This window comes from Arthrobacter sp., from assembly GCF_031179985.1.
Classification (GTDB): domain Bacteria; phylum Actinomycetota; class Actinomycetes; order Actinomycetales; family Micrococcaceae; genus Arthrobacter.
The window spans coordinates 21,370-44,860 of record NZ_JAPSHJ010000004.1 but is presented as its reverse complement, the minus strand read 5'-3'; the positions used below and the strand labels follow the sequence as shown (position 1 = coordinate 44,860).

The following is a 23,491-nucleotide window of genomic DNA, read 5'->3' as shown; positions in this document are numbered from 1 at the left end:
CCTGCCGAGCGTCCGACTCCCACCCAACGGCTCTTTCCAGTCCGTGCTCAGTGGGTGCGTTCGATGGCCTGAACGAGGTCAGCTACCACGTCGCTGGCACCCTCAAGCCCTACCGAGAGCCGAAGCAGGTTTGGTGATGGCCTGGCTTCACCGCTCACCGGTCTGTGTGTCAGGCCTGCAGGATGTTGGATGAGCGTGTCAATCCCGCCCAACGATACTGCATGAGTGATCAGGCTGACTGCCGAAGGAATTCGTTGGGCATGCTCAGGGCTGCTGACCTCAAAAGCCATCAAGGAGCCCGGACCGGACATCTGAGTGCCCACCAGCCCCAAGGGATCGCACTCATGCAAACCCGGATACAGGACCCTTATGACCAGACCGTGCCCGGCGAGCGCCGATGCCACTTTAGATGCCGTGGCTTGTTGCGCCCGAACCCGGATGGGCAAAGTGGCAAGTCCCCGGTGGAGCAGGTAGGCGGGCCATGGAGTGAGGATACCTCCGGTGACGGCCCTGACGGCGCGGAGCTTGGCGGCCCACCCGGGCGAGGTTGCCACCACACCACCCATGGCATCTCCGTGGCCGCCCAGGAACTTCGTGGCACTGTGCAGAACCAGGGCTGCGCCGTGCCTGAGCGGCTGCTGAAGCACGGGGCTGGCGAAAGTGTTGTCCACCAGCAGTGGCACACCATCAGCGGCGGCGGCCAACGCAGCAATGTCCACCAGCGCCAAGCTTGGATTTGCAGGGGTCTCTACGATCACCAGGCCAGTGTCCGGACGAAGGGCAGACCTGATTTGCTGAACAGGTACGAAGGTAACCTCCGTTCCCAGGATTCCTTGGGCGAGCAGGTGATCGCTTCCGCCGTACAGCGGCCGGACTGCGACAACGTGTTTTTTGCCAGTCGAAACCACAGCAAGCAGCACTGCCGAGAGGGCCGCCATACCCGTGGCAAACGCAACAGCCTCAGGGGCGTTCTCCAAGGCAGCAAGCCCATCTTCAAACCGCGCCACAGTCGGGTTCCATAGCCGCTGGTAGACCGTACTCTGCTCCTTGAGATGGGCACCACCGGTTGCAAGATGTTCGTAGGCCATTCCGCCTTCCACAACTGAAGGCAGCGGCGCAGTAGTAGAGAAATCTATGGGGACCGCGTGCACGCCCTGTTCCGTCAACCCGTCACGCCCGGCATGTACAGCCATTGAATCGAATGAAAGCACCGTGCTCCTTATGAATATTCGTCATCGAATCTCGAAAGTATCTGGCATTTATTCGGGGTTGCCCAGAGCGACTGAATCCTATGGTTGAAAAAAGCGGCTTATGATGAACGCAGCACACCCTGAGGAGGACTTGTGGCCAGTAACGCGAAGAATATTCGGCCCGGATCGTTGAGCAGCGAGCCGTTGGACGCCATTGACGAGAAACTTCTTGCCGCTCTGGTGGAAGACGCGAGGATTTCCAACAAGCAACTCGCTGAGCTGGTGGGGATTGCCCCTTCAACTGCCCTGATGCGGACCCGTGCCCTGTCCGAGCGGGGGATAGTGCAGGGGTATGAGGCGAAACTAAGCCTCTCGGCAATCGGCCGATCTGTTCAGGCACTTGTCGCAGTGCGGCTCCGCGCGCACGATCGTGACCAGATTGACAGGTTTACTGCCCGCGTACCTCATCTCCCGGCCGTACTGTCGACCTTTCACACTTCAGGGTCGGTCGACTACCTGCTGCATATCGCCGTCGCCACGACCGAGGACCTCAGGGACTGGGTGCTGGACAACCTGGCCACCGACCCCGTCGTTGGCCACACCGAAACCACCCTGGTGTTCGAGCACATCCAGGGCAACCACGGTCCGCTGCCGGAGTAGGCTGACCACCGCCAAAATGACGGCGCACAACGCGCAAAGCAGCACAAACACCTTGACGGATGCCGGAAGGCCCCATGCCGCCGTCGCAAGTCCCAAACCGATCACCGGCACCGCGCTGCCCAGGTACGTGATGACGTAGACCGCGCTGACGACCTGCGCATGCCGGGACGGTTCGGTCCTGCCAGCTACGTCGTTGAAGGCGGCCCGGAAGGAAAGGCCTTGGCCGAAGCCTGCGCCTATGCTTGCCAGGACCAGCAACCATGGGCTGGTCCAAGCGGCCGCGACGGCGATCAGGGCAACCGAAACTGCCAGGACGAGAAGACCCACCGGAACCACATAACGCCCACGGACTGCAAGTAACTGACTCAGTGCTGATGAACCCAGCGTCAATCCTGCCAGTACACCGATCAAAGGCCTCGAGTCCACGTGGACTATCCCGGCGAAGTACCCGGGGGCCAGGGATAAACAGAATCCAAACACCGCGAAACTGAGGAAGCCAACAGCGGCCGCGAGCCAGAACGCCCCACGCGCTTCCTGGGTGACTGATGGACGCCGGGGTGCCAGCGCCTTGATGGGCCATGCGCCCTTCACGGGCCGGACGGCAGGCCGCGCCTTCAGGCAGTACAGAGGCACCAGCAGCCCGCCGAGGATGACGGAATGAATGGCGAAAGGCGTGGAAGTGGGCCCTGGGAGGAGCGAAAGCACTCCCCCAATCACAGGACCGGCAGCCACCCCTCCGGCTGAGGCCAACAGTGTGAACCGGGACGCCCAGTCCGGTCGCAAGGGCAAAAGTTCGCGAAGTGCAGCAGCACTTGCGCCGGTGGCGAGTGCCACTGCCATGCCTTGGAGTGCCCTGCCAGCCGCAAGCGCGACAAGATCGCCGGCGGTCGCGAAGACCAGACCGCCCATCAGCCCCACGAATACTGCCAGCAGCAACGCGGCGCGCCTGCCAATGTGGTCCGACCAGTGGCCGGCAAGCACCAGCGTGGCCACCAACACCAGGACGTAGGCGGAGAAAGCAATGGTGATATCCAGGGACGTCAGGCCGAGCTGAGCCTGGTAGAGGGGGTACAGCGGCGTTGCGAGGTTCGCTCCGACCAGCAGTGTAAAGATCACCATTCCCGCCAGGACCAGGCGGGCCGTGGTGGAAGCATCCCATCCCCTGGGGCTGACGGCGGCGGAGGACATACGGAGTTCGCCGAAGACAGTCATTGCCATGCCTTTCCCGATTCTCCGGACCACACCGGATCCTTGTGGGACCGGCAGCGCTCCGGGCAGTACTGATGGCTATATCTTCGCTCGTGAATGACTTGTGGGACTGAGAAAGGTGTAAGACTTGATCAAAACTGTCAATGCCTGACCATAGTGATGAGCCGGAGTGACGATTTGAACCAATTAGATCCCACGGATCTGAAGATCCTTCTGGAACTGATCCGGGACCCGCGGATCCAGATCGGCGAACTCAGCGAACTGCTGGGGATCGCCCGCAACACGGCCCAGTCCCGGGTGCGGCGAATGCTCCGCTCCGGCGTCCTTCACGACGGCGGTCGTGAAATCGATCTTGAGGCGGTGGGATACGACGTCGTCGCCTTTGTCACGATCGAAGTGACACACCGCGAACTCGACGGCGTCGTAGGCGCCTTGCGCCTCCTGCCCCAAGTGCTGGAAGTCCATGAGATCTCAGGCCGGGGAGACGTCTGGTGCAGGGTGGTTGCCACTGACACCCACAATCTCCAATCGGCCCTCCGGTCGGTTCTTAGGATCAAGGGGGTGATCCGCACCGAGACTGTCCTGGCTCTGCACACGCACATTCCGTACCGGACTGAACCGTTGATCAGCCGCCTTGCCCAGGGCGATACGCTTGCCCGGCAACAGACTCGGGGCAAAACCTCGGCGGGGACAGCCCCGTCCCAAGAGGGGAATAGGATTTCCACATGAGAATGGCGCTCCCGTTTCCCAACCACCTGGCTGCATACGAGCCCCCGAAGGTCTCCTCATGGCTGGGTGACGGGATGTATTTTTCGTGACGATCATCGACAATGCCGTCTACGTGGACGGGGTGCGCAGCTCACAACCCCACACCCTTGAGCAGACTTTTGAGACGCTCAACGAGCATGGCGGAATGGCATGGATAGGTCTATACCGCCCCACTGAAACCGAAATGGCAGAAGTGGCGGAAGAGTTTGGGCTCCATGAACTCGCCGTCGAAGATGCGATCTCCGCCCACCAGCGCCCCAAGCTTGAACGGTACGGTGACAACCTCTTCACTGTGTTGCGGCCCGCCAGATACATCGACGAATCCGAAACGGTGGAATTCGGCGAGCTGCACATCTTTACCGGGCGAAACTTCGTGGTCACCGTGCGCCACGCTGAAACCGGTGGGGTTGCCCGTGTCCGGCGCAGGCTCGAAAGCAAGCCGGAACTGCTCGCTCACGGGCCGGAGGCCGTCCTTTACGCCCTCATGGACCAGGTAGTTGATGACTACGTTCCAGTGGTGGCCGGGCTGGAAAACGATATCGACGAGATCGAGGACCAGCTTTTCAGCGGCGATTCCCATGTCTCCCGACGGATCTATGAACTGGCTCGCGAGGTCATCCAATTCCAACGTGCCATCCATCCGCTGCCTGGCATGATGCAACTCCTCAAGCGCGGGTTCGATAAATACGAAGTGGAGACGGAACTCCAGCACAGCCTCAGGGACGTTGAGGACCACGTGGAACGGCTGATTTCCCGCGCAGATTCCTTCCGTGACCTGTTGCAGAATGCCTTGACCCTTGATGGCACACTGACAGCCAACCGGCAAAACGAGGCCAGTGCAGAACAGAACGAACAGGTTAAGAAGATTTCCTCCTGGGCGGCCATTTTCTTCGCCCCGTCCTTCGTAGCGGGCGTTTACGGCATGAACTTCGACTTCATGCCGGAGCTTCACTGGGCGTTCGGCTACCCGATGTCCCTGGCATTGATGGCGGGCATGGCGGGACTCATGTACGTCATTTTCAAGAAGAAGGGCTGGCTGTAGCGCGGAATGACCAGGACAGTGAATTCCGAGTGGAACCAGGGTTTTCGCGGGGGACGCATCATCATCCCCGGTACGGCGCGCCAATTGGGTGCTTTCGGGCTCTTCCGACCTTCGCCCTCGCAAAGACAGGCACATGGGCACACCGTTCTTAAGCACGCCGAGGGCGGAGTCCTGTGGATAAGCCTCGGTGAACTGCTGGAGCAGAACGTCCCTTTGCCGGAACTGACTGACCTGGCGGCCACATTTCGGACGTGGGTCCTGGACGCCCATGCACCGGAGATATTCAGCGGGTCCAGCCCCGTGGCGAAGCGTTTTGTTGACGTCGCTGCCGTCCTGGAGCGCTGCGACGTCACCGTGTTTCTTGTCTCAGCCAGCCCACTGCCTGTGGGGTCGGACAACCCGTTTTCCGCCCTTGAAGTGGTTGAATCCTCAGAAGTTCTGCCAAATGAAGGTGTCCACGGGTCCTGAGGAACGCCTGGGAGGTTCACAAGGAGGTCTGGATGCAGGCAACGAACAGGCAGTACTTGCATTCATGATGTACCGTTCTATCCCGACAGGTTTAGGCGAAGCAAAAGGACATATCAGGTGGCAACGGACTACGACGAAATCCGATCAGACGTCGCGGAGACGCGGAACGCATCACTCGAGGCGCTCAAGTCTGCGAATTCTCCGGATGCACGGAGCGTCGTGCGGGAACTTGACGAGACGGACACGGTAGACGGCGTTGAACTTCCGGGTGCCGATTTGTCCGGTGAGGAACTGAGCATTGAGGTAGTTCCGCAGAAGGCGGATGAATTCACGTGCTACTCATGCTTCCTTGTTCGGCACCGTTCACAGATCGCCCGCGAAAAGGGCGGACACGCCTACTGCGTCGACTGCGAAGGCTGAGACCTTCCACACTCCAGGCAGGGCCCCAACGGGCCCTGCAAACGTGGAGCTAAGGGGATTCGAACCCCTGACCTCTTCGATGCGAACGAAGCGCTCTACCAACTGAGCTATAGCCCCCGACAAGAACATCTTTAAGTCGGATCCAGTACTGCCGTCCTTAGGCTACAAACTATCCGCATTCTTTGCCAACCAGGCTGGGAATGTCTCACGGCCAAAGGTTTGTTCAGGGATCAGGTTCTGCCCCTCACGAAGGTACTCACCCATGCTGCCTGGCAAAGGCAGCTCAATAACTTTTCCACGGGCATGGGTCGCCGTCTGCCAGATTTGTGCCATCGACCTCATTGGCAGAATCTCAGGACCCCCAACCGTACGCACGCGATGAAGCTCCCCAAGCCGGCTCCCCAAAGCCTCCTCGAGCAGGGCAGCGGCTGCTTCTGACGGGGAAATAGTCTGGAACCTCGCACCTTTGAACACCGGCGTCAGCCGCACCCGCGAACCGGCAGAGAACACCTCCGCCAGGAGACTGTGGAATTGCGTTGTCCTGACAACGACCGTTTCCACGTCCGAGCCGGCATACCTTCGTTCCTTTTCCGCTTTTGACCGTTGGTAGCCCAGGCGCACCTGATCACAATTGATGATGGAAAGCAGCACGACCTTCCTCACACCTTCCATCTTCGCCGCGTGCAGCAGCCGGTCTCCCCCATCGGCAAAGCCCTTAATCGCCTTTCGTGACCGCCCTTCCAGGCAATCAACCACGACGTCGGCACCCGCCAACGCTTCTGCGACCCCCGACCCCGTGGCGACGTCCGCAGCCCAGTAGGCGGCGCCATCGTGGTGCTTTGCCGTGCCCGGCATCGGTGGACGACGGCTGAAGGCCGAAACCTCTATTCCACGCTCCAGTGCCTGTCGGACAACCTCTGCGCCAACCTGCCCGGTGCCACCGGCAATACAGATACGAATCATGTTCCGAGGTTACGGCCAGGGAAGCGATCATGCACTACCACGAGACCCGGAGAACGAACCGCAACTCGCCTCCATTGCTTGACTTGATTAATCTGTGGCGAAAATGTAATGAACTGAGACCGGGCGGAGGGGCTACTTTGAGGTCCTCATGCTGATATCCTCTGATCGGAATTCAGTGTCCCGCGCGCTACCTGCCAAGGTGCGATTTACCTCGGTGGTAGATCGAGAGTTCCACATTTTGCTTTTTTTGGGGGGACTCCTTGGCTCGCAACGCTGTTCGCCGTCGACTGCTGGCTGTTGCCATCATCACCGGCTGTCTCTTTTCGGGCCTGTCCCCGTTAGCCGCCGCTTCAGCGCAGGAGGCCGCCCAGGACCCGTCGTCGTCCGCCGCAGCAGCATTGACCGCCGGCAATCTTAAAGTGGAACACCGCGCGGACCCGTTGGGGGTTGATGCCCAACAGCCCAGATTCAGCTGGGAGATCCAATCCGCAGCACGGGACAAGGCCCAGTCTGGCCATCAGATCCAAGTCGCATTAAGCAGGGAAGCTCTGGCTGCCGGCACCCCGGATGTGTGGGATTCAGGCGTGCGGCCAGGAGACGCCCAGAACCTGGTCCGTTACGAAGGCCCGGGCTTGTCCTCGGCGACTCCCTACTACTGGCGCGTCAGAGTCTGGGATGAGGCCGGCTCAGAATCCGCCTGGAGCGCAATCGGTACCTGGACAACCGGGTTATTGAAAGCTGAGGACTGGAAAGCATCGTGGATCAGTCCGGCATCCACCGCCGCAGGGGGTTCCTACCTCCGGAAGACTTTCACCCTGCCGGCCAAACCGCTTCGGGCTACCGCGTTTGTCTCAGGGCGGGGAATGTTCGAGCGTCCTCTGGATTACCAGGGATACTGCTGCCTCCAGACAGCAACCCTGGCGCGCGGCATCTATGAACTGAGCGCCAATGGCAGCAAAGTGGGTGATGCCGAGCTGGAAGCCCAGCCAACAGACAGCCGGGTCAGGTCACTGTACAGGACGTGGGACGTCACCGGGCAGCTGCAAGCGGGCCCGAACGCTTTGGGCTTCCTCATCGGGGAGGACTCCGATGTGATCCTCCAAATCAACATTGAGTGGGAATCCGGACCCGCCACCGTCATCACCACGGACGGCACGTGGACGTCGCGGCCGGGCCCTGTAACCCGTGCACACAAGTTCCACGGGGAGACCTTCGACGCGCGGAAGCAGCTCGCCGGCTGGGATACCGCCACGGGAGGTGGGTCTGGCTGGAGTACGGTGCGCAGCAACAGCGTCCGGGGGACTTTGGAAGCGGCACCCAACAGCCCCATGCGCGTAGTCAATCAACTCCCGCCCGTCAAAACCCACCAACCGGCTCCGGGCGTTTATGTGGTTGATTTCGGTAAGAACATTTCAGGGAGCGTCGCCCTCTCACTGAAAGTGCCGGCGGGACGCACTGTCACGGTTAAACACGGTGAGCGCCTCCACAACGGCAGGGTCAACAATGGAGTGATCCAGGCCAACCAGACCAGCACGTTCATCGGTGACGGCAAGACGTCCCAGTTTGCTGCCCGCTTTGGTTACGCAGGGTTCCGCTGGGCGGAGATAACAGGGCTGGACGCCGCTCCCCCTGCCGGCTCAGTAACAGCGCGGGAAATACGGAACGACGTCGCTCCCACTGGGACGTTCAAGGCTGCCACGCCTCTCCTGAATTCGCTGCATGACGCCAACATGCAAACCCAGGTTAACGGCCTGCACGGAATCCCGGAGGACACCCCCACACGCGAGAAGCGCGGTTGGATGGCCGACGCGCACCTGGCGGCTGAAGCGACCATCAACAATTACGATATGGCGGCGTTCTACACCAAGTTCATCCAGGACATGGAGGACGCCCAGAAGCCTTCAGGCTTTGTTCCTGACATCGTGCCTATCGAACAGGGCGAATTCTGGAACACCCAATCGGACCCGGTCTGGTCAGCCGCAACTGTCCTTATCCCGTACTACGTGTGGAAGAGCTACGGGGACACGGATGTCCTCGCCGGTCACTACGACTCCATGGACCGCTGGATGGCACACACCCAAAAGTCCACTGATGGCTACCTCATCACGAGGCCGAGCCACACCTGGGGACAGGACTGGGTTGCAGACGAGGATACGGACAGCAAACTGTTCCAAAGCGGATTCTATTATCTGACGGCCAAGCTCATGGCTGAGATGGCTGGCAAACTGGACAAACCGGCCGACGCTACGAGATACACAGCCCTCGCCGGAAAAATTGCGGAGGCCTTCAACTCACGCTATTTCGACGCCGGACGGGCCAGCTACGGCGTCAGCCAGTTTTCCAACGCCCTGCCCCTGACCTTGGGCATCGTCCCGGCAGGCCGGGAGGATGAGGTGGCCAACACCCTCGTCCATCAGGTGATGGTTCTGGGTGGAGGACACGTACGCGGCGGGCTTCCAGGCGCAAAGTACATCGTGGATGCCTTGGAGATGATGGGTCGCTCCGACGTTGTCAACACCGTGGTGGCCCGTACAGACAGCCCCGGATGGGCCTACATGCTCACGCATGGACCAGGTTCAATCTGGGAGGAATGGTATGGCTCGCCGTCCCTGAATCACCCCATGTTCACTTTCATCGACACCTGGCTCTACTCCTCCGTGGCCGGTATTTCGCAATCCCCGGCTGGCGGATACCGCGAGATCGTCTTCGATCCGCGGATTACCAAGCAACTGCCTTCTGCCGCCGGCTCCATCCAAACACCGTACGGTGCGGCAAGTTCCACATGGGTCAGGGATGGCGACAGAACCACCTACTCCATCTCGGTTCCCGTTGGCGCCAGCGGGAAGCTGGTCCTGCGCAACACCGCTCCAGAAGCAGTAGCCGAGTCAGGCGAGCGTGCTGTCGTCGGCAATGGCATCCGATCGATAGAAGCAGCTGGTACCGATACGATCGTCACCCTGGGCTCCGGGACATACAACTTCATGGCCGACCCCGCCCTCGCTGACCTCGTGACCGCATCGGGCACAACCGGCGGAATTGCTCATGAAATAGCGGCTATGGACGCTGCGACCCCAGGGTCCAGCGGGCTCCGCAAACCGGCAGAGGAAACCGCCGGCCAGGTGAACGGCGCACTCGAGGCGTATCTGGAACCCACCGGAGATCCTGCGCCCCAACTGCAGAACGCCATCTCGGCAGCCCGCACCTTCAGCGCCGCCGTCACCCAGGCCCGCGCTGAAGGGCTTCCCGCCGCGACAGCCGATTCCCTCTCGGTTCGATCGGCGGCGACCATTCATCAGCTTTCGGGGGCTGTTGCAGCCTCCGGTGTCACCGTTATGGCTGAAGCGGTGGAAGGCCAGCTAGCGTCCGGTGGCAGCACAGACGCCGTTGTCAAAATCGTAAATAGGGGAAACACGACACTGGTTCAGGCCAGCGGCGGGCTGTCCCTGCCGGATGGATGGTCAGCCCGGGCAACTTCCCCATTCCCCGCCGAGATCGCCCCGGGTGGGGAGGGCAGTGCAAGCTACAGCGTTTCAGCCCCCCGGGGCAGCTCAGACGGAAGCCATACCGTTCTCGCTCAGGTCTCCTTCAAGCGCGGCGACGACGTCGTGAGCAGGAGCGCAAAGCTGGATCTCTCCGTTGGAGCCCACCTTCTCGCATCAGGCGCTGAAATGCGACCGGCTGTCACCGAGGGAGGTGCTACGGGTTATGCAGCTGTCAGGCTGCGGAACCTGCTGACCTCCACCGATCAGGCTGTTCGTGTGTCCGCTGCCCACCTCCCCCAGGGATGGACTGCACAGCAGGCTGTGTCCGCGGTGGTTCCCGCCGGTGCGGATCACACAGTTTTTGTTCCGCTGGACTCTTCGGGGTCCGCCCTCAGCGGCACGGTTGAATTGTCAGTCTCGGACGAATCCGGTTCTGTCCTGGCCACTGTCCAGACAGTGGCCCTCATACGGGGCAGCCGCAACTGCAGCCTCGATGCAACCGGTGAATCCTGCCTGTCCGGAAGTTCAACCATGTTGGGGAATTTCGAAAATGGGAACCTGTCCGAATGGTCCGCGGGGGCTGATTCAACACTGGCCGCTGGAGTAATCCCCGGGGCAGAGGGGGCTGAGGCACGCGTGGGCCATGGAGCACTGAATGTCTCTGCTGTTGCGCCCGCCGCTGCACCTGGATGGCGTGAAACCTCAGTAACTCTAAGTGATCCGGCTGGTACCGGCACTTCTTCTGCTCTCCTCGCATCTCTGAGGATGATTGGTACGCCTGACGGTGTCCATGAAGCAAGGATCCGGGCCACTGACAAGTCAGGCCACAGCTCCGAACTGATCCGCAGAGTGGCCCCGGGCTCCTGGAACCAGTTGGTGCTGCCCACCGTGGAAGCGGGGCTTGAGAACATAGCATCCATCAGCATCGGGCTCCGATCCACGATTCCCGGAGCTGATTCGCCAGGCTTCTCCATCGACGACGTCCGGGTCGACTACGGCCGGGGCGGGGTGAACTTCGCCGCAGGAGCGGAGGTCGAGACTGTTGATTCCTTGGAGTCCGACGCTTGGAAGGCAGACTTCCTGGTGGATACACAGACGTTCAGTACCGCGGAAAGCCAAGGTTATCGAACCCCCGACAATGGACCTCATTCCGTAACGGTCGACCTCGGTGCCGGCAAGAACCTCGGCTCTGTCATTCTCCACCCTGTGACGACCGTTCCGGGCCAGGCACCTGAGCTGCAGGACCAGAATCTGCCTGCTTCCGTTCAGGTGGAAGTCTCTGCCGATGGCCGGCAGTACCAGCCAGCGACCGTTGGCCCGCCCGGGTCAGCCCCGGCCGGTCCCCCGTTTGAGTTCAAGCTCAGCCCTGTCGAGGCCCGCTACGTGAAAATCACCAAGACGGCCGCAGCAGAAGGATCACTCGGCGTACCTCTGTCTCTTTCTGAGATCGAAGTGTTCGGTGCCGGTAATACCGGATCGGGCCAGCCTTCTGACCAGACAGTGGACCAAGGGCAGGCCGTCACCTTCGCCACCCTGCCCGGACGGCCGGGAACATCGGTTAAATGGCAGCGTGCTGATGGAGCCGGACAGGTTTTCCGAGACATCCCTGGAGCCTTGGGAAGCACAGTAATCTTGCCCGTTCCCGTGAAGTCCGACGACGGCAGCCAGTTCCGCGCCGTCGTCGCCTCCGCGGACGGTACGGTTCTCAGCGAAACGGAACCGGCGACACTTACTGTCAGGCACGTTCCCCTTGAGGTAACAGCCCATCCCGAGGACCTCTATCTGGCTCTGGACAATGCAGCTGGAGGAGAATTCAGCGGTTCATTCGTCGGATCCGGAAGCCGCCTGCACTGGCAGAGCAGCGAGGATTCCGGCGTGAGCTGGAGGAATATCAGGGATGCAGGAGACGACTCACTTTCCGTCTCTTTCCCGCATGGCACAGCCCTTCCGGCTGAACAGTTCAGGCTCGTGGCCACCAACCTCCTTGGGGAGCGGATAGTCAGCCGGGCAGCCCGGGTGGATATCGCCCAGGCCCCCAGCGTGACCGCTACGGCGGTAAACGTCGCCGCCCAACCTGGACAGCCTGTCGAACTGCGCGTCGAAGCAGAGGGAAGCCCTCAGCCCAAACTGACCTGGTTCACCCAGATGGATCCAGGGTCGTCCTGGGTGGAGGTAGCCGGAGGCTCGGAGGAAACTCTCCGGCTGGAAGCTGACGCCGTCCGCAATGGTGCACGGTACCGGGCAGTGGCTGAGAACACCTTTGGCGCCGCTACGGGATCCGAGATTATTGTGTCCCTTCTGACTCCGGCAGACTTGCCGGCTGAAGCCCTCAGCCCCGTCGGGGACAAGGCTGCGGAAGGCTCCGGTGCCCCTCTCTCCGCAACAGGAGTGACCCTCACGCCGCTTTTCGTTGCCTCCTTACTGCTCCTCGCCGGCTGCCTTCTCCTAGCCGCACAACGCATTAACCTCCGCCGCCACGTAACACGAGTCCGAAGGAACGCCAATGACTGATCTGAGAGCAAAGATGGCAAAGGGAGTGGCGGTGGGAACGCTGGCAGCCACGCTGGCTGCCGGGCAGCTGCCGATAGCTGCCGTCGCCGCCCAGTCGGCCCCTGCGTTGCGAAACGAGACTGTTGCCACGGCAGAGGAAACCCCTGCGCCGGAAACCTCAACTGCCACCGCAACGCCTCCTGCCGCAGGTGCTACCAGCAACGAACCCGCGCCCACGAGCCCTGCTCCAGCCGCTGAACCCACAGTCACGGCCGTCCCCGAGGGCGCGCCCACTCCGGGTTCCAGCCCCACGACTGATTCCCAGGCCACTCCGGAAGCAACGGCCCCGGCAATCACAACCGAGGCTACGCCCGTTCCCCAGCCCACTGCTCTTGGCCAGTTCTCCATAGAGGCGCTGACACCTGTATCGGTCCAGGATCTGAACACCTTTTTCGAGTCGCTGAACGCTTACCGCCGGTTGCACGGTGTCCCCGCCGTCGCCCTCAATTCCACAGTGAGCACCGACGCCCAAAACTGGGCCAACTCCCAGGCCGATTTTCCAAAAGCTGAGCCGGTCCCCCTGGACAATCTTCCGGCCGCAGCCAAGTACGGGCAGGTTACCGGCACGGTCTACAACGCCGCCGGGCCCACTGCCAAGCAGCTCCACGACCAGCTGATTAAGGACTTCGGATCCACAACGGCTCAGACAATGCGCGATCCGAAGTACTCGGAAGTAGGAATTGCAGCTGTCCGAAGCGGTCAAAACCTTTATGTCTACGAGGTTTTCCTTGAGAAGGCTGCGGAGAAATTCCCCACTGACTACGTCCGCTACTCGTGGTCTCCCGCGATCTACTCCGTCAGTTACACCTGGTCGGGCATGGTGTGGAAGAAGCTTGAGTACGCTGATTGGGCTGCCGCAGGATTCCCGGCACCGCGGATCGCAGGTTGGATTCCGGGTACCCGCGTTTTCACTTTTGCACCCGCGCCGGAAATTTATGCCACCTCAGCTGACGGCATCACCCATCTCCTGACGTATCGCGAATGGCAGGACATGGGCTACAAACAGCCCGAACGGACCGCGGGGAGTTTCGTTAAGTATCCGTGGTCAGGCAGCATCTACTCCGTGGAATTCCGTAGTCCTGCCTGGGTATGGAAGCGACTCAGCTACCCCGACTGGCAGCAGCTGGGAATGCCACAGCCGCAGATCGCGGGCTACATTCAAGGCACGACTTACTACCAGTACTACGGCTCCGGCGAAATTTTCGCCAAAGGCGAGGACTCAGTGATTCATAAGATGACGCTTCCGGAATGGGAAGCCGCTGGAACCCGTCCCTTTGCCCGCCTGGCAAGTGCCTACTACAAAACCTCCTGGTCAGGGACCATCTACTACAACGCAAATGTGAATGTAGAGGGTAGCCGGCCGATCGGATATGCAGAATGGTCGCAGGCGCAGTTTCCCACCCCGACAATCAATCAATTTGTCCCCTTTTCCTTCTACTGGAAGTACACCAGCTCCGGAAACATCTACTACCGGTCCCCGGGCGGGCAAGACATTCTTATGACTTACCAGGAGTGGCAACGGGCCGGAACACCATGGCCTCGCCCCTATACCAGCAAGCCTGCGGCAGGAGAACGCTAGTCCCTGGGCTTACCCGGCAAGAGAGGCCGGTCCCCAGCTTGCCGGGCAAGCCTGTAATGGAAGGGCCAAGGGGGAAACTGCATCGCTAAGAACGGCCGCGAGAAAGTATGCGGAAGGCTGATCAGGCGCGGCGGCGCTGAAGGACGTCATCCAGGTTGCTGAGTGCGCTATGGGGCTTCGTTACAGGCTGCTTAGGCTGGGGTGCCGGAGGCGCAGCTGATGTGCCCTGCTTCAGGGAAGGCTTTCCTGCCGCCTTGGGGGCATCCGGCAGTTCAAGAGGTTCCGGCGCTGCACGCTCTGCTTTGGCCGCCTCAACATAAGTCGGCTTCGGCACCTCCACGGGCTCCCAGCTGGCACCCAGCCCACCCGGCACATCCGCCGACATAAACGGACGCCGCACGCTGTGGTCCCCTGACGCCGCCGCTTCAGCCAAGGCAGCCTGCCGAAGTTCCAGTGCGGTCAGCGGTTTGACCTGCGGGCGGGAAGCTTCGGCATCAAATAAAGGGATGTCATCATCCGAGCGGGTTTTCGTATTGTTCTTCCGGCCATCAGATGCATCTCCGGAGGCCTGGTCCCTGCCTTGGCCAGTCGGCCCGGGAGCACCCATGGCGGACCTGAAAGCAGCTTGCACTTTGACACGCCGGTCCCGTACGGAGAGCCGCCGAAGCAAAGCAACTGTCACCACGGCCGTTGCGAGAGCAGTAAATGGCAACCAGACCGGCCCGATACCGAAAAGACGAAAGACTCCGGACGTGGCCGCTGCCAAAAGGGACATCAGTCCGATCAGTGCAATTGCGCAACGGCCATAGCGGACCCTGAATTGTTTGGGAGGCACTGCAGACTGGCGTTCCGAGTCGCGGGGCGCTGCTCCCCTGGCGGATTCAGTACCGGGCACGGTGTCCATGGTTTTCTCCTGCTGGACGGCCATTTTCAGTACCGTTCCGGCTTGGGGGTCTGTTGTTTCGACGTCGATGGGTTCCAAAACTGCCTCACCGGCGGCCTGGAGCTGCTGCCGGCCATTCCGAAGCACATAGGGGGCAACCCATACAATCCAGAGCGCGACAGCGATAACAAGGATCACTGAGCTGCTAAGAGGGAAGTCCACACTCAAAACGGTATGAGCAATACATGAAGCGGGCTCGCATTGTCCACGGTGTGTCGCAGGTCCGTATCAAAATCACTGGTCTAATCCCGACTGTACCCGTCCCGGGGTCTTCCTTCGTCTGCTGAAGCTGAATCCTAGCTGGGACGGTTTTGGAGCCAGCGGTTGAGAATCCCTTCCGGAACTTCTTCAGTTGTGAGGGCGAATGATCGGTGGTCCGCCCATTCGCCATTGATGTGGAGGAAGCGTGGCCGATACCCCTCATCCCGGAAACCAAGCTTCTCGACTACGCGAAGGCTGGGTCCGTTATCAGGCTTGATGTTGATTTCCATGCGATGGAGCCCCAAGGTACCGAAGCAGTGGTCAGTGGCCATCGCAACCGCAGTGGGAGCAATGCCCCTTCCAGCGTGGGACCTGTCCACCCAGTAACCGAGGGTTGCCATCATGGCAGAGCCCCAGACAATTGACGAAACCGTCAGTTGCCCGATAATCACCGGTTCGCGGACACCTGGAGTCCATTCCGTGATCAAAAAAGGCAGCGCAGTTCCTTGAGCCGTCTGGATATTGAGCGATCTGACCATCTGCCGGTAACTGGGAAGTTGACCGCCCGCAATCGGATTTGAAGCCTCCCACGGAGCCAGCCAGTCCCTGTTGCGGGAACGGACCTCTGTCCACTCCTTGCGATCCCGATAGCGGATAGGACGCAGAACGAGCTCGCCGCAGGTAAGTGTCACCGGCCAAATGGAACTGCCCATCGACAGTTATTTAGACAGGCTTGCAGTGAAGTCAGGCAACCAGTCCCGAAGCCCGGGGCCAAGGTCCTCGCTGTCACACGCCAGTTCCACGCAGGCTTTCAGGTAACTCAGTTTGTCACCGGTATCGTAGCGCCGGCCCCGGAAAACAACACCGTAGACTCCATGACCATCGGCGTCGCCGGCAGCCAGTTCCTGCAAGGCGTCGGTCAGCTGAATTTCTCCGCCGCGGCCCGGCTCAGTGCCTTCCAGCACTTCGAACACGGCGGGGTGGAGGACATAACGGCCGATCAGGGCCAGGTTAGAGGGGGCCTCGTGCGGTTCGGGCTTTTCGACCAAGTGCCTGACCCTGACGTAGCTCTCGCCGTCAAGCTCTTCGATGTCTGCACACCCGTAGGAGCTGATCTGGGAAGGTTCCACCTCAATAAGCGCTACAACTGAACCGCCGGTTTTAGCCTGCACTTCGATCATCGTGCTGAGCAGTTCATCCCGGGCATCGATGAGGTCATCGCCCAGGAGCACGGCAAAGGGCTCATATCCGACGTGTTGTTTGGCACGGAGGACGGCATGGCCAAGCCCCTTGGGGTCTCCTTGCCGGACATAGTGAATGTCGCCCAGGTTGCTGGCTGCCTGGATGGACTCCAGCTTGGTGGTATCTCCCTTGGCCTCCAGCATGGCTTCAAGGGCCGGAACCCGGTCGAAGTGATCCTCCAGTGCACGCTTGTTCCGGCCCGTAATCATCAGCACGTCACTGAGGCCCACATTGACCGCCTCTTCGACGACGTACTGAATGGCCGGCTTGTCCACGACGGGGAGCATTTCCTTAGGCATTGCCTTCGTCGCCGGGAGGAATCTGGTTCCGAGACCCGCGGCGGGGATGACAGCCTTGCGGACGGATGCGTTGGTGGTAGTCACTGGACTAATCTAACGGAGGCGCCAGTTATTGGGTAATCATTCAAATGCTCCGGTTGCCCACGTAGAAACGGTGACGGGGACTGAAAGGCACTCCAATGTCAGTGAAAGAACTGTTGCGTTCCCGGCATCGGATGGCACGTGCTGCCATGACAGAAGATGACCGAAACCAGGCTGGTAGAGACCTCGCCGTCCAGGGTCTGACGTGGGCCAACCAGCAGGTTTCGGAGCAGCTGGCTGCGGGTAAATTGCGGACAGCGGAATCAGCCACCTTTGCCGCCTACCTTGGAGTTGGAACGGAACCGCCCACTCTCCGCCTCATCCATGCGCTCCACGCGGCCGGCAACCGGATACTGCTGCCGGTTTGCCAACCCGAGCGCACATTGAGCTGGGTCTACTGGACACCCGACTCCGCCTTCACGAGGAGCAAATACGCCCCGATACAGGAACCAGTAGGGGAACAGCATGATCTAAGTGTTGTTGGCTCCGCAACAGGAATGTTCCTGCCAGCCACGGCTGTGGACCGGGACGGCAACAGAATAGGGCAGGGCGGCGGCTACTACGACCGCCTACTGGCTGACCTCGGTGCGGGGGGATGGAATGTTCCCGGAATAGCGGTTGTTTATGACAGCGAGGTGCTGGCAGAGGGCTCCATTCCAGCCGAAGCCTTCGACCAGCCAGTCCGCTGCATCCTGACACCGTCGGCGATCATCCAACTGTGACGGACGCCAATGGACGGGATGATAGAATTAGCACTCAGGCCCTGCGACTGCTAAGGGCGGGCATCCGGAAACGGAAATCCGTCGGGCAGCACGGGACCTGATCGTTTGCCCAAGAGGAGGAATTTCAGTGCCCACGTATGCATATGCCTGCAAGGACTGCAGCCACGCCTTCGACATCGTGCAGTCATTCACTGACAGCACCCTCACCTCCTGCCCTGAGTGCCAGGGAACCTTGCGCAAAAAGTTCAACAGTGTCGGAGTTGTGTTCAAGGGCTCCGGCTTCTACCGGACGGATTCACGCGACGCCAAGGCCGGCGGAGTTGCCGCATCCGCCCCCAGCAGCGCTGCAGGGGCCAGCACTACCGCCGCCGCTTCTTCGGGCACCGCTTCCTCCGCCGGGGCTTCTTCCAGCAAAGGCTCGCCCAGCGCTCCAGCGTCTGCTGCCGCCAACTGACGCTCGCTTTGTAACTCTTCAACTGTGCAAAACCATTCCGTCGCGCAGTACTTTTCCACATAGGCGCCTGCGACTCTGTTTCAGGCCATTCGGCCCTCTGTAGCTTGGCTGTATGCCGCTCAAAGGAACCGCCCGCGCCAACGCTCCAGACTTTCGTGGTTCGCGAAACTCCCGCAGAGGGCAACATTCGGGCTCACCTCAAAGGAGAGTGCTGGGCTGGCTCAACAGGAACCGTCGGCTTGCCGTAGCGCTTTTGCTCAGTGCAGCAGCCGGCATCACTGTCCAACAGCTCACCCCTGCTCCTGCCCAGACACTGAGTGTCATGGCTGCCGTCCAGGATCTTCCCACAGGCAGGACGCTTGGCCCTGACGACGTTATGGAGGTCCATCTTCCCTTGGAGCTCTTGCCGGAAGGCTCCTACACCGACTCCACTGGGCTGAAGGGAAAACAACTGGCGGCACCTCTGCGGAAGGGGCAATTGTTCGCCGATTCCCACCTGGTGGGGCCAGGTCTCCTCACGGGAGCGCCGCCGGGTTCTGCAGCCGTCCCGCTCCGCTTGGCCGATCAGTCATCCATCCAGCTTCTCGCCCCCGGGCAACTCATCAAGGTGGTCCTGACAGGAGGGAACAGCTACGAGCAGCAGGCTTCTTCCGAGGTCCTGGCGGAATCCGTGCCGGTTCTCTGGACCTCGGCCCAGGGCGGCAAGACCGGTCAATGGCTGGAAAATGAAGACGCCGACGGTCTCATCGTCGTGGCAGCCAACCCTGACCAGGCCGGCCGCCTTGCCGGAGCTTCGACGAAAGGAAAACTGTTCTTCGTTCTGGTGGGCTGACCTCCCGTCCATTGTGTACGGACCGGCAAAAGATCAGTCCCAGTGGGGAGGTTTCTGTTCCTTGAGCCAGGAATCGTGGTCGTACCCGGACGCTTGATCTCCCCATCGGCGGGGATCATCTTCGGAGGCTTTGTTAGGCAGGACATCGCTCGACGCCGCGCCGATCAGGACCGGCCTGGCTGTGCCCCGTTCCTCGCTGGGCGCGCTCTCCGTTTCGGTTTTGCGAGTTTCGGCCGCCCGACCCGCAGCAGCCTCCGAGGAGTCCTGGGTGGCCCTTTGGGGCACCGGCGGTTCATTGTTCTGTTTCATTGCCTGACGTTCCTCTCCCCCACGATCCGGGGCAACCGCGTTCGCTCCGCGGTCAGTCGCTCCCCGGACAGTGGTTGCAGAGTCAATCGTCCCACGCTCCGCTGTCCTATGGTCAGTCGTTCCATGGTCCGTGCTCCCATGGTTGATCGCCCCCGAGTCCAGTGACAAGCCATCAACGTCTTCATCCAGGAAGCCCACAGCTGTTGACCGGGAGGACGCCACCGGCTTTTCCAACCCCAGGTAGCCTCCGATACGGTCTGCGCAGGCTGAAGGGTCAGTGAAGACCTCAATAGTCCACAGCGACAGATACCTCCAGCCAAGCCGCTCCAGCAGTTGCGGGCGGAGCCGGCTCCGTTCACGGACACTCATAAGCCTGTACTGCTCGGTGCCATCGGATTCGATGGCAACAGGGCGCGGTATCTCAGCGTCTTCCTGCCCAATGGTGTTCATTGGATCCGCAGCGGCCACAACGTCGAGAACGCCGTCGTACTGGTGCCAGACCCTTGCTCCACGAGCCCGCAGACGGTCGCCGAGGTCCGCGACCAGAGGGTCGGATCCCAAGGCCTGCTCACTGGCAGCGGCGCGCGACGCCGGAGTGCCCAGATCGGTATTACCGGCGATTTCGCGGTTCAGCAATTCGTAAAAGTTGAGGGCTCCGTGGCTCAACCGGCTGACATCCAGATCTTCGGGCCGGAAGCAGCTCAGGACATGCATTGACCTCCGAGCCCTGGTCATGGCAAGGGCAAACTTGGCACTGCCGCCTTCGGCCGACAACGGTCCGAACGTGTGAAGCGCACGCCCATGGGGAGTCCGACCGTAGCCCGGGGAAAAGATGACATGATCCCGTACAAGGCCTTGTGCCCGCTCCAGGTCAACCACTCGGAATGATTCAGGCCCTGCGGTGAAAAAGCTGGCCAGCAGCGGATAGTTGGGAAGCTGCAGCCGGATGGCTTCCCCGATGCGTGCTGCATGGCGAAGACTTGCAGTGACCACCGCCAACGAGGTCCTGGGACGGAGCCGTGCGTGCTCGAAGACGAGCTGTACGGCTCGGTTGACCTCTGCAGCTGCCGACTCCACCCCTTCGTGATCGGCGCTGGGCAGACCCGTTCCGTCCGGAAGGTACTCTACGAACAAGGAACGATCCAGGCCGGTTGCGGCTTGTCCCTCGGGCAGACGGCGGAGTTCGCCGTCATAAAAGCTCTTGCTCAACTGCAACACGAGGTCCTCGTCCACAGCGCGGTACACCGAACGCAACCGCGTGACCGGCAGTACCGCTGAAAGTGCGGTGTACGCGCTCTCAACCCCTTGGTAGGGTGTTTCGCCGGCGGCCAGCCGTTCAACACCTACGGTGAATGTCCGCGGGCTGGCAATCTGGTCATCTCCAAAAGCTATGACTTGCCGTGCGCGGGCAATGGCCGGCAGTACGGCCTGCAGTGAAGTGGCTTCAGCGTCAAGGATCACAACGGCATCGAAGCGCTGGTCGACGGGGAGGAGCCCGGTCAGCAAATATGGGCTTACCGACCACACTGGTACGAGCATGGGCACGAGGTCCGGAGCCTGTGCCGTCAAGGCGCTCAAAGTGATGCGTCCGTCCTTCAGCAGGCTTCTGAGGAGGTCGGCCTGGCGTGCGTGCTGTGCGATCCCCGCCCGCCAGCACTCGGCCAGCTGCCACCGGAGCCGTGCAGCGCCGCTTGCGATGTGGGCGTTATCTGCCAGCCTGTACTCCGCTTCAAGCTGGCGCAGGGCTTCTCCGTCGGACATGGCAAGGTAGTCATCGCCGCTGATCATGGCTTCAAGTGCTGACTGCCACCAGGCGAGCTCGAGTTCGGCAGCTACGCCATCCGGGGACACCTCGCGCTCGGCAAGGTCGGTCAGGAGCTCTCCGAGGCCGTGTTCGCGCATGTTTTCAATCAGCAGCGTCCGCTCGGGAAGCGTCTTCAGGGTGCGGCTATCCGCCACGAGGCTTTCGAGGCGTTCCATCAGTTTCTCGTAGCGGGCGTCTTGGAGGTCACCACCGGCTGCTGTGTGGGCCAGGGCCGAACCAAGCTGGATCAGTTCCCGTTCCAGGCTCCGATACATAACATTCATTTCGCCCAGCCCTGAAGGCACCGCCGGGTGACGTTGGGTTGTGGCGTAGTTGGCCCACAAAGCACGCTGATCCTGGACCAGCACCAGTGAGCTGTGGAGGTCGGCAATGTGGACGCCCGGGCGTACGTACTCTTTCGCCACGCGGCGCAGGCGTGACCGCTGCATGGAGGGCATGTCGATACTCCGCTCCCGTCGCCAGGCGGAGGAAGCGGTAGCCGAAATAAGGTCATGGACTGGGCGGTCGAAGATGTCGGGCGTGAACTTGTCCAGGCTCTCCCGGACAGCCATCAGCAGTTCGAGCTGTGCCCCCCACTCAGAGAATGTGGAACCCAGGCTGATTTCGGCGTGTTCGGCTACCTCCCTCATCCGGTCCCGGAGCACCGGAAGCTTTTTCTCAACGGATCGGGCCACTTCGAGGGCTTCTTCGGTCTCCTTCCGGGTCACCAGACGAGCCCCGTGCCAGGGGCTAGTGGTGGAAGCACGGCTGAAGCTGCCGAGTTCGGCGGCACGCTTGAGCCGTCCCGCGAGTTCGGCACGGTCCCTGATGCTGTCCAGCACGCTCCGCTTCAGCCGGACGGTCGTAGCCGGAGCCGGCTGAATGGACGTTAACTCGGCCAGTGACTGCATGGCCTGGTATGGGGAGCATCCCCACCGCTGGCGGACATTGTGGAGTGAAGCCACGTGGTCCAGCAGGGCATGGCGGTGCTCAGTCAGCGTCTTGTGAAGATTGTCCAGCTGGGGTTGGAGAGACTTCTCGTTCCGCACGATGGCGCGGATCAACTGGCCTTTCAGCTGCAGCGGGGCGGCGTTGCCGGAGAGTTGGAAAAGGATGGATTCCAGCCCGAGGCTCTCCAGCTTCGAGGATATTTCGCCAAGGCTGGCGCGCCTGTCCCCCACCACCAGAACGGACTTGCCCTCATCGACCAATGCACCGATCGTGTTGATGGCAGTCTGCGTCTGGCCCGTGCCCGGCGGGCTGCTAACCAGCAGCGAGTCACCGGCGCGCGCGGAGTCCACGACGCACTGCTGATCCAAGTCGGCGTCGAGGAGCAGCAGTTCGTTGGCCGGATCCCGCTCGTCGAGCGGGGGAAAGCGGTCTTCCTTAAGGGCGGGGACATCAACAGGCTCACCTGCCCCGGCCTTGGCCAAAGCAGCCACGAGGGCGTTGTTCGGGTTGATCCACGGATCATCCAGGTTGCCGGAGAGGTCAGCGAAGGTGGAGACCAGAAGATTATGCTCTACTTCGGCGCCGTGAATGGGCTTCACCAGGGTTGCAAGCCGGTCGAGAACCGGCTGGGGATCAAAGCGTGCGGTGCTGTAGGCCATTCTTGTGACGGCATTTACATCGAAGACAATGCCGTGGACCTTTTTAAGGTGCCGGATAAGGGCCGGATTAATCTGTGCTTGTTCAGTCAACTGGAGTTCGTAGTCATCTTCACCCTGGCGGATGGTGAGGGAGATGGCCGTGAGCATCACCGGCGCTGAGATGCGCTGGGGCTTGCCTCCCACTGCCGAGGTCCACACGACCGTTCCGGCGGAAAAGTAAGCGGCATCGATTCCGCGATCATTGCCGAGTTCAAAGATCTTGGAGCGGAGGTTGCGTGATGCGCGGGCCGCTACGACGTACTGCTGGCGGTCCCGGATCAGGGTGGACAAGCGGGTCCGTCGCCCAGCCATCAGCTGCGCCAGCCCTGAGGGATGGGCATTAGTCAGGTCGATGGAACCTTCAGGGGTTTTGGTGAAACGCAGCATTGTGTCTGCACCGGTTACCGGTTTGAGCCCCGACAGCCATTTCCTGAACTCCTCGGAGCCCTCTGGGTTGTCTTGCCCTACTGACACTGCTGCCTTCTTTTCTATGCTCGCGTTTTCTGTGCTCGCGCGTGACGCCCTGGACCATACCGGCATAGTTTCGAGGGTAGCCGGAATTGACCGCCTGTGAGACTCCGCAACACTGGGGCCGGCAAAATTGCCCGGTTTTAGCCGTCCCGA

The 23,491-nt window shown here is 61.2% G+C and carries 16 protein-coding genes, 1 tRNA gene and 1 pseudogene; 10 read left to right on the top strand and 8 right to left on the bottom strand.

The genetic code is table 11. The features are described 5' to 3' along the window. Positions 1–47 precede the first annotated feature (47 nt). Positions 48–1,193: a PLP-dependent transferase gene (locus tag RIN13_RS03130; RefSeq protein ID WP_309105963.1), complete on the bottom strand. Its 1,146-nt coding sequence runs from the start codon at positions 1,191–1,193 to the stop codon at positions 48–50. Between the two features lie 150 nt (positions 1,194–1,343). Here RIN13_RS03130 and RIN13_RS03125 point away from each other — a divergent pair, with 150 nt between their 5' ends. Then, positions 1,344–1,850, top strand: a complete 507-nt coding sequence (locus tag RIN13_RS03125) for an Lrp/AsnC family transcriptional regulator (RefSeq protein WP_309105878.1) — start codon at positions 1,344–1,346, stop codon at positions 1,848–1,850. Here RIN13_RS03125 and RIN13_RS03120 read toward each other — a convergent pair. Further along, positions 1,848–3,062: pseudogene (locus RIN13_RS03120) on the bottom strand (MFS transporter); the annotation flags it as partial. The gene RIN13_RS03125 and the pseudogene RIN13_RS03120 overlap by 3 nt on opposite strands. 156 nt (positions 3,063–3,218) lie before the next feature. Here RIN13_RS03120 and RIN13_RS03115 point away from each other — a divergent pair. The 4 genes from RIN13_RS03115 (at position 3,219) to RIN13_RS03100 (ending at position 5,757) form a co-directional block, all read left to right on the top strand. Continuing rightward, complete coding sequence (locus RIN13_RS03115; protein ID WP_309105877.1) at positions 3,219–3,788, top strand: Lrp/AsnC family transcriptional regulator; 570 nt, start codon at positions 3,219–3,221, stop codon at positions 3,786–3,788. Between the two features lie 85 nt (positions 3,789–3,873). Then, positions 3,874–4,869, top strand: coding sequence for a magnesium/cobalt transporter CorA (gene corA / locus RIN13_RS03110; RefSeq protein ID WP_309105876.1), 996 nt, complete (start codon positions 3,874–3,876; stop codon positions 4,867–4,869). A gap of 6 nt (positions 4,870–4,875) precedes the next feature. Further along, positions 4,876–5,337 (top strand): hypothetical protein, encoded by a 462-nt coding sequence (locus RIN13_RS03105; protein WP_309105875.1) that lies wholly within the window; start codon positions 4,876–4,878, stop codon positions 5,335–5,337. 117 nt (positions 5,338–5,454) lie between these two features. Further along, complete coding sequence (locus tag RIN13_RS03100) at positions 5,455–5,757, top strand: DUF4193 domain-containing protein (protein ID WP_309105874.1); 303 nt, start codon at positions 5,455–5,457, stop codon at positions 5,755–5,757. Positions 5,758–5,801: 44 nt separating this feature from the next. Here RIN13_RS03100 and RIN13_RS03095 read toward each other — a convergent pair. Together RIN13_RS03095 and RIN13_RS03090 are read right to left on the bottom strand one after the other, a co-directional pair. Beyond that, positions 5,802–5,874: transfer RNA gene (locus tag RIN13_RS03095), tRNA-Ala, on the bottom strand. A 45-nt stretch (positions 5,875–5,919) separates the two neighbouring features. Then, positions 5,920–6,720 (bottom strand): NAD(P)H-binding protein, encoded by an 801-nt coding sequence (locus RIN13_RS03090; RefSeq protein ID WP_309105873.1) that lies wholly within the window; start codon positions 6,718–6,720, stop codon positions 5,920–5,922. Positions 6,721–6,980: 260 nt separating this feature from the next. Between RIN13_RS03090 and RIN13_RS03085 the strand changes: the two genes are divergently transcribed. Further along, on the top strand, positions 6,981–12,713 hold the full coding sequence (locus RIN13_RS03085) for a family 78 glycoside hydrolase catalytic domain (protein ID WP_309105872.1): 5,733 nt from the start codon (positions 6,981–6,983) through the stop codon (positions 12,711–12,713). After that, positions 12,706–14,331, top strand: coding sequence for a CAP domain-containing protein (locus tag RIN13_RS03080; RefSeq protein WP_309105871.1), 1,626 nt, complete (start codon positions 12,706–12,708; stop codon positions 14,329–14,331). Before RIN13_RS03085 ends, RIN13_RS03080 begins: the two co-directional genes overlap by 8 nt. Before the next feature lie 121 nt (positions 14,332–14,452). Here the strand turns inward: RIN13_RS03080 and RIN13_RS03075 are convergent, their stop codons facing one another. The 3 genes from RIN13_RS03075 to galU form a co-directional block, all read right to left on the bottom strand. Next, positions 14,453–15,436, bottom strand: a complete 984-nt coding sequence (locus RIN13_RS03075) for a hypothetical protein (RefSeq protein ID WP_309105870.1) — start codon at positions 15,434–15,436, stop codon at positions 14,453–14,455. 134 nt (positions 15,437–15,570) lie between these two features. Further along, the gene (locus tag RIN13_RS03070; protein WP_309105869.1) at positions 15,571–16,188 is read right to left on the bottom strand and encodes a GNAT family protein; all 618 of its coding nucleotides are present in this window, start codon (positions 16,186–16,188) and stop codon (positions 15,571–15,573) included. A 6-nt stretch (positions 16,189–16,194) separates the two neighbouring features. Next, a complete protein-coding gene (gene galU / locus RIN13_RS03065) occupies positions 16,195–17,100 on the bottom strand; it encodes a UTP--glucose-1-phosphate uridylyltransferase GalU (protein ID WP_309105868.1) in 906 nt (301 codons plus the stop codon). Positions 17,101–17,195: 95 nt separating this feature from the next. Here galU and RIN13_RS03060 point away from each other — a divergent pair, with 95 nt between their 5' ends. The 3 genes from RIN13_RS03060 (at position 17,196) to RIN13_RS03050 (ending at position 19,105) form a co-directional block, all read left to right on the top strand. Further along, positions 17,196–17,819: a 5-formyltetrahydrofolate cyclo-ligase gene (locus RIN13_RS03060; protein WP_309105867.1), complete on the top strand. Its 624-nt coding sequence runs from the start codon at positions 17,196–17,198 to the stop codon at positions 17,817–17,819. A 127-nt stretch (positions 17,820–17,946) separates the two neighbouring features. Then, on the top strand, positions 17,947–18,273 hold the full coding sequence (locus RIN13_RS03055) for an FmdB family zinc ribbon protein (protein WP_309105866.1): 327 nt from the start codon (positions 17,947–17,949) through the stop codon (positions 18,271–18,273). A 208-nt stretch (positions 18,274–18,481) separates the two neighbouring features. Next, a complete protein-coding gene (locus tag RIN13_RS03050) occupies positions 18,482–19,105 on the top strand; it encodes an RcpC/CpaB family pilus assembly protein (protein WP_309105865.1) in 624 nt (207 codons plus the stop codon). Between the two features lie 33 nt (positions 19,106–19,138). On the opposite strand, the gene RIN13_RS03045 is transcribed toward RIN13_RS03050, so the two are convergent. Next, positions 19,139–23,341 (bottom strand): DUF4011 domain-containing protein, encoded by a 4,203-nt coding sequence (locus tag RIN13_RS03045; protein ID WP_309105864.1) that lies wholly within the window; start codon positions 23,339–23,341, stop codon positions 19,139–19,141. Between the last annotated feature and the right edge of the window lie 150 nt (positions 23,342–23,491).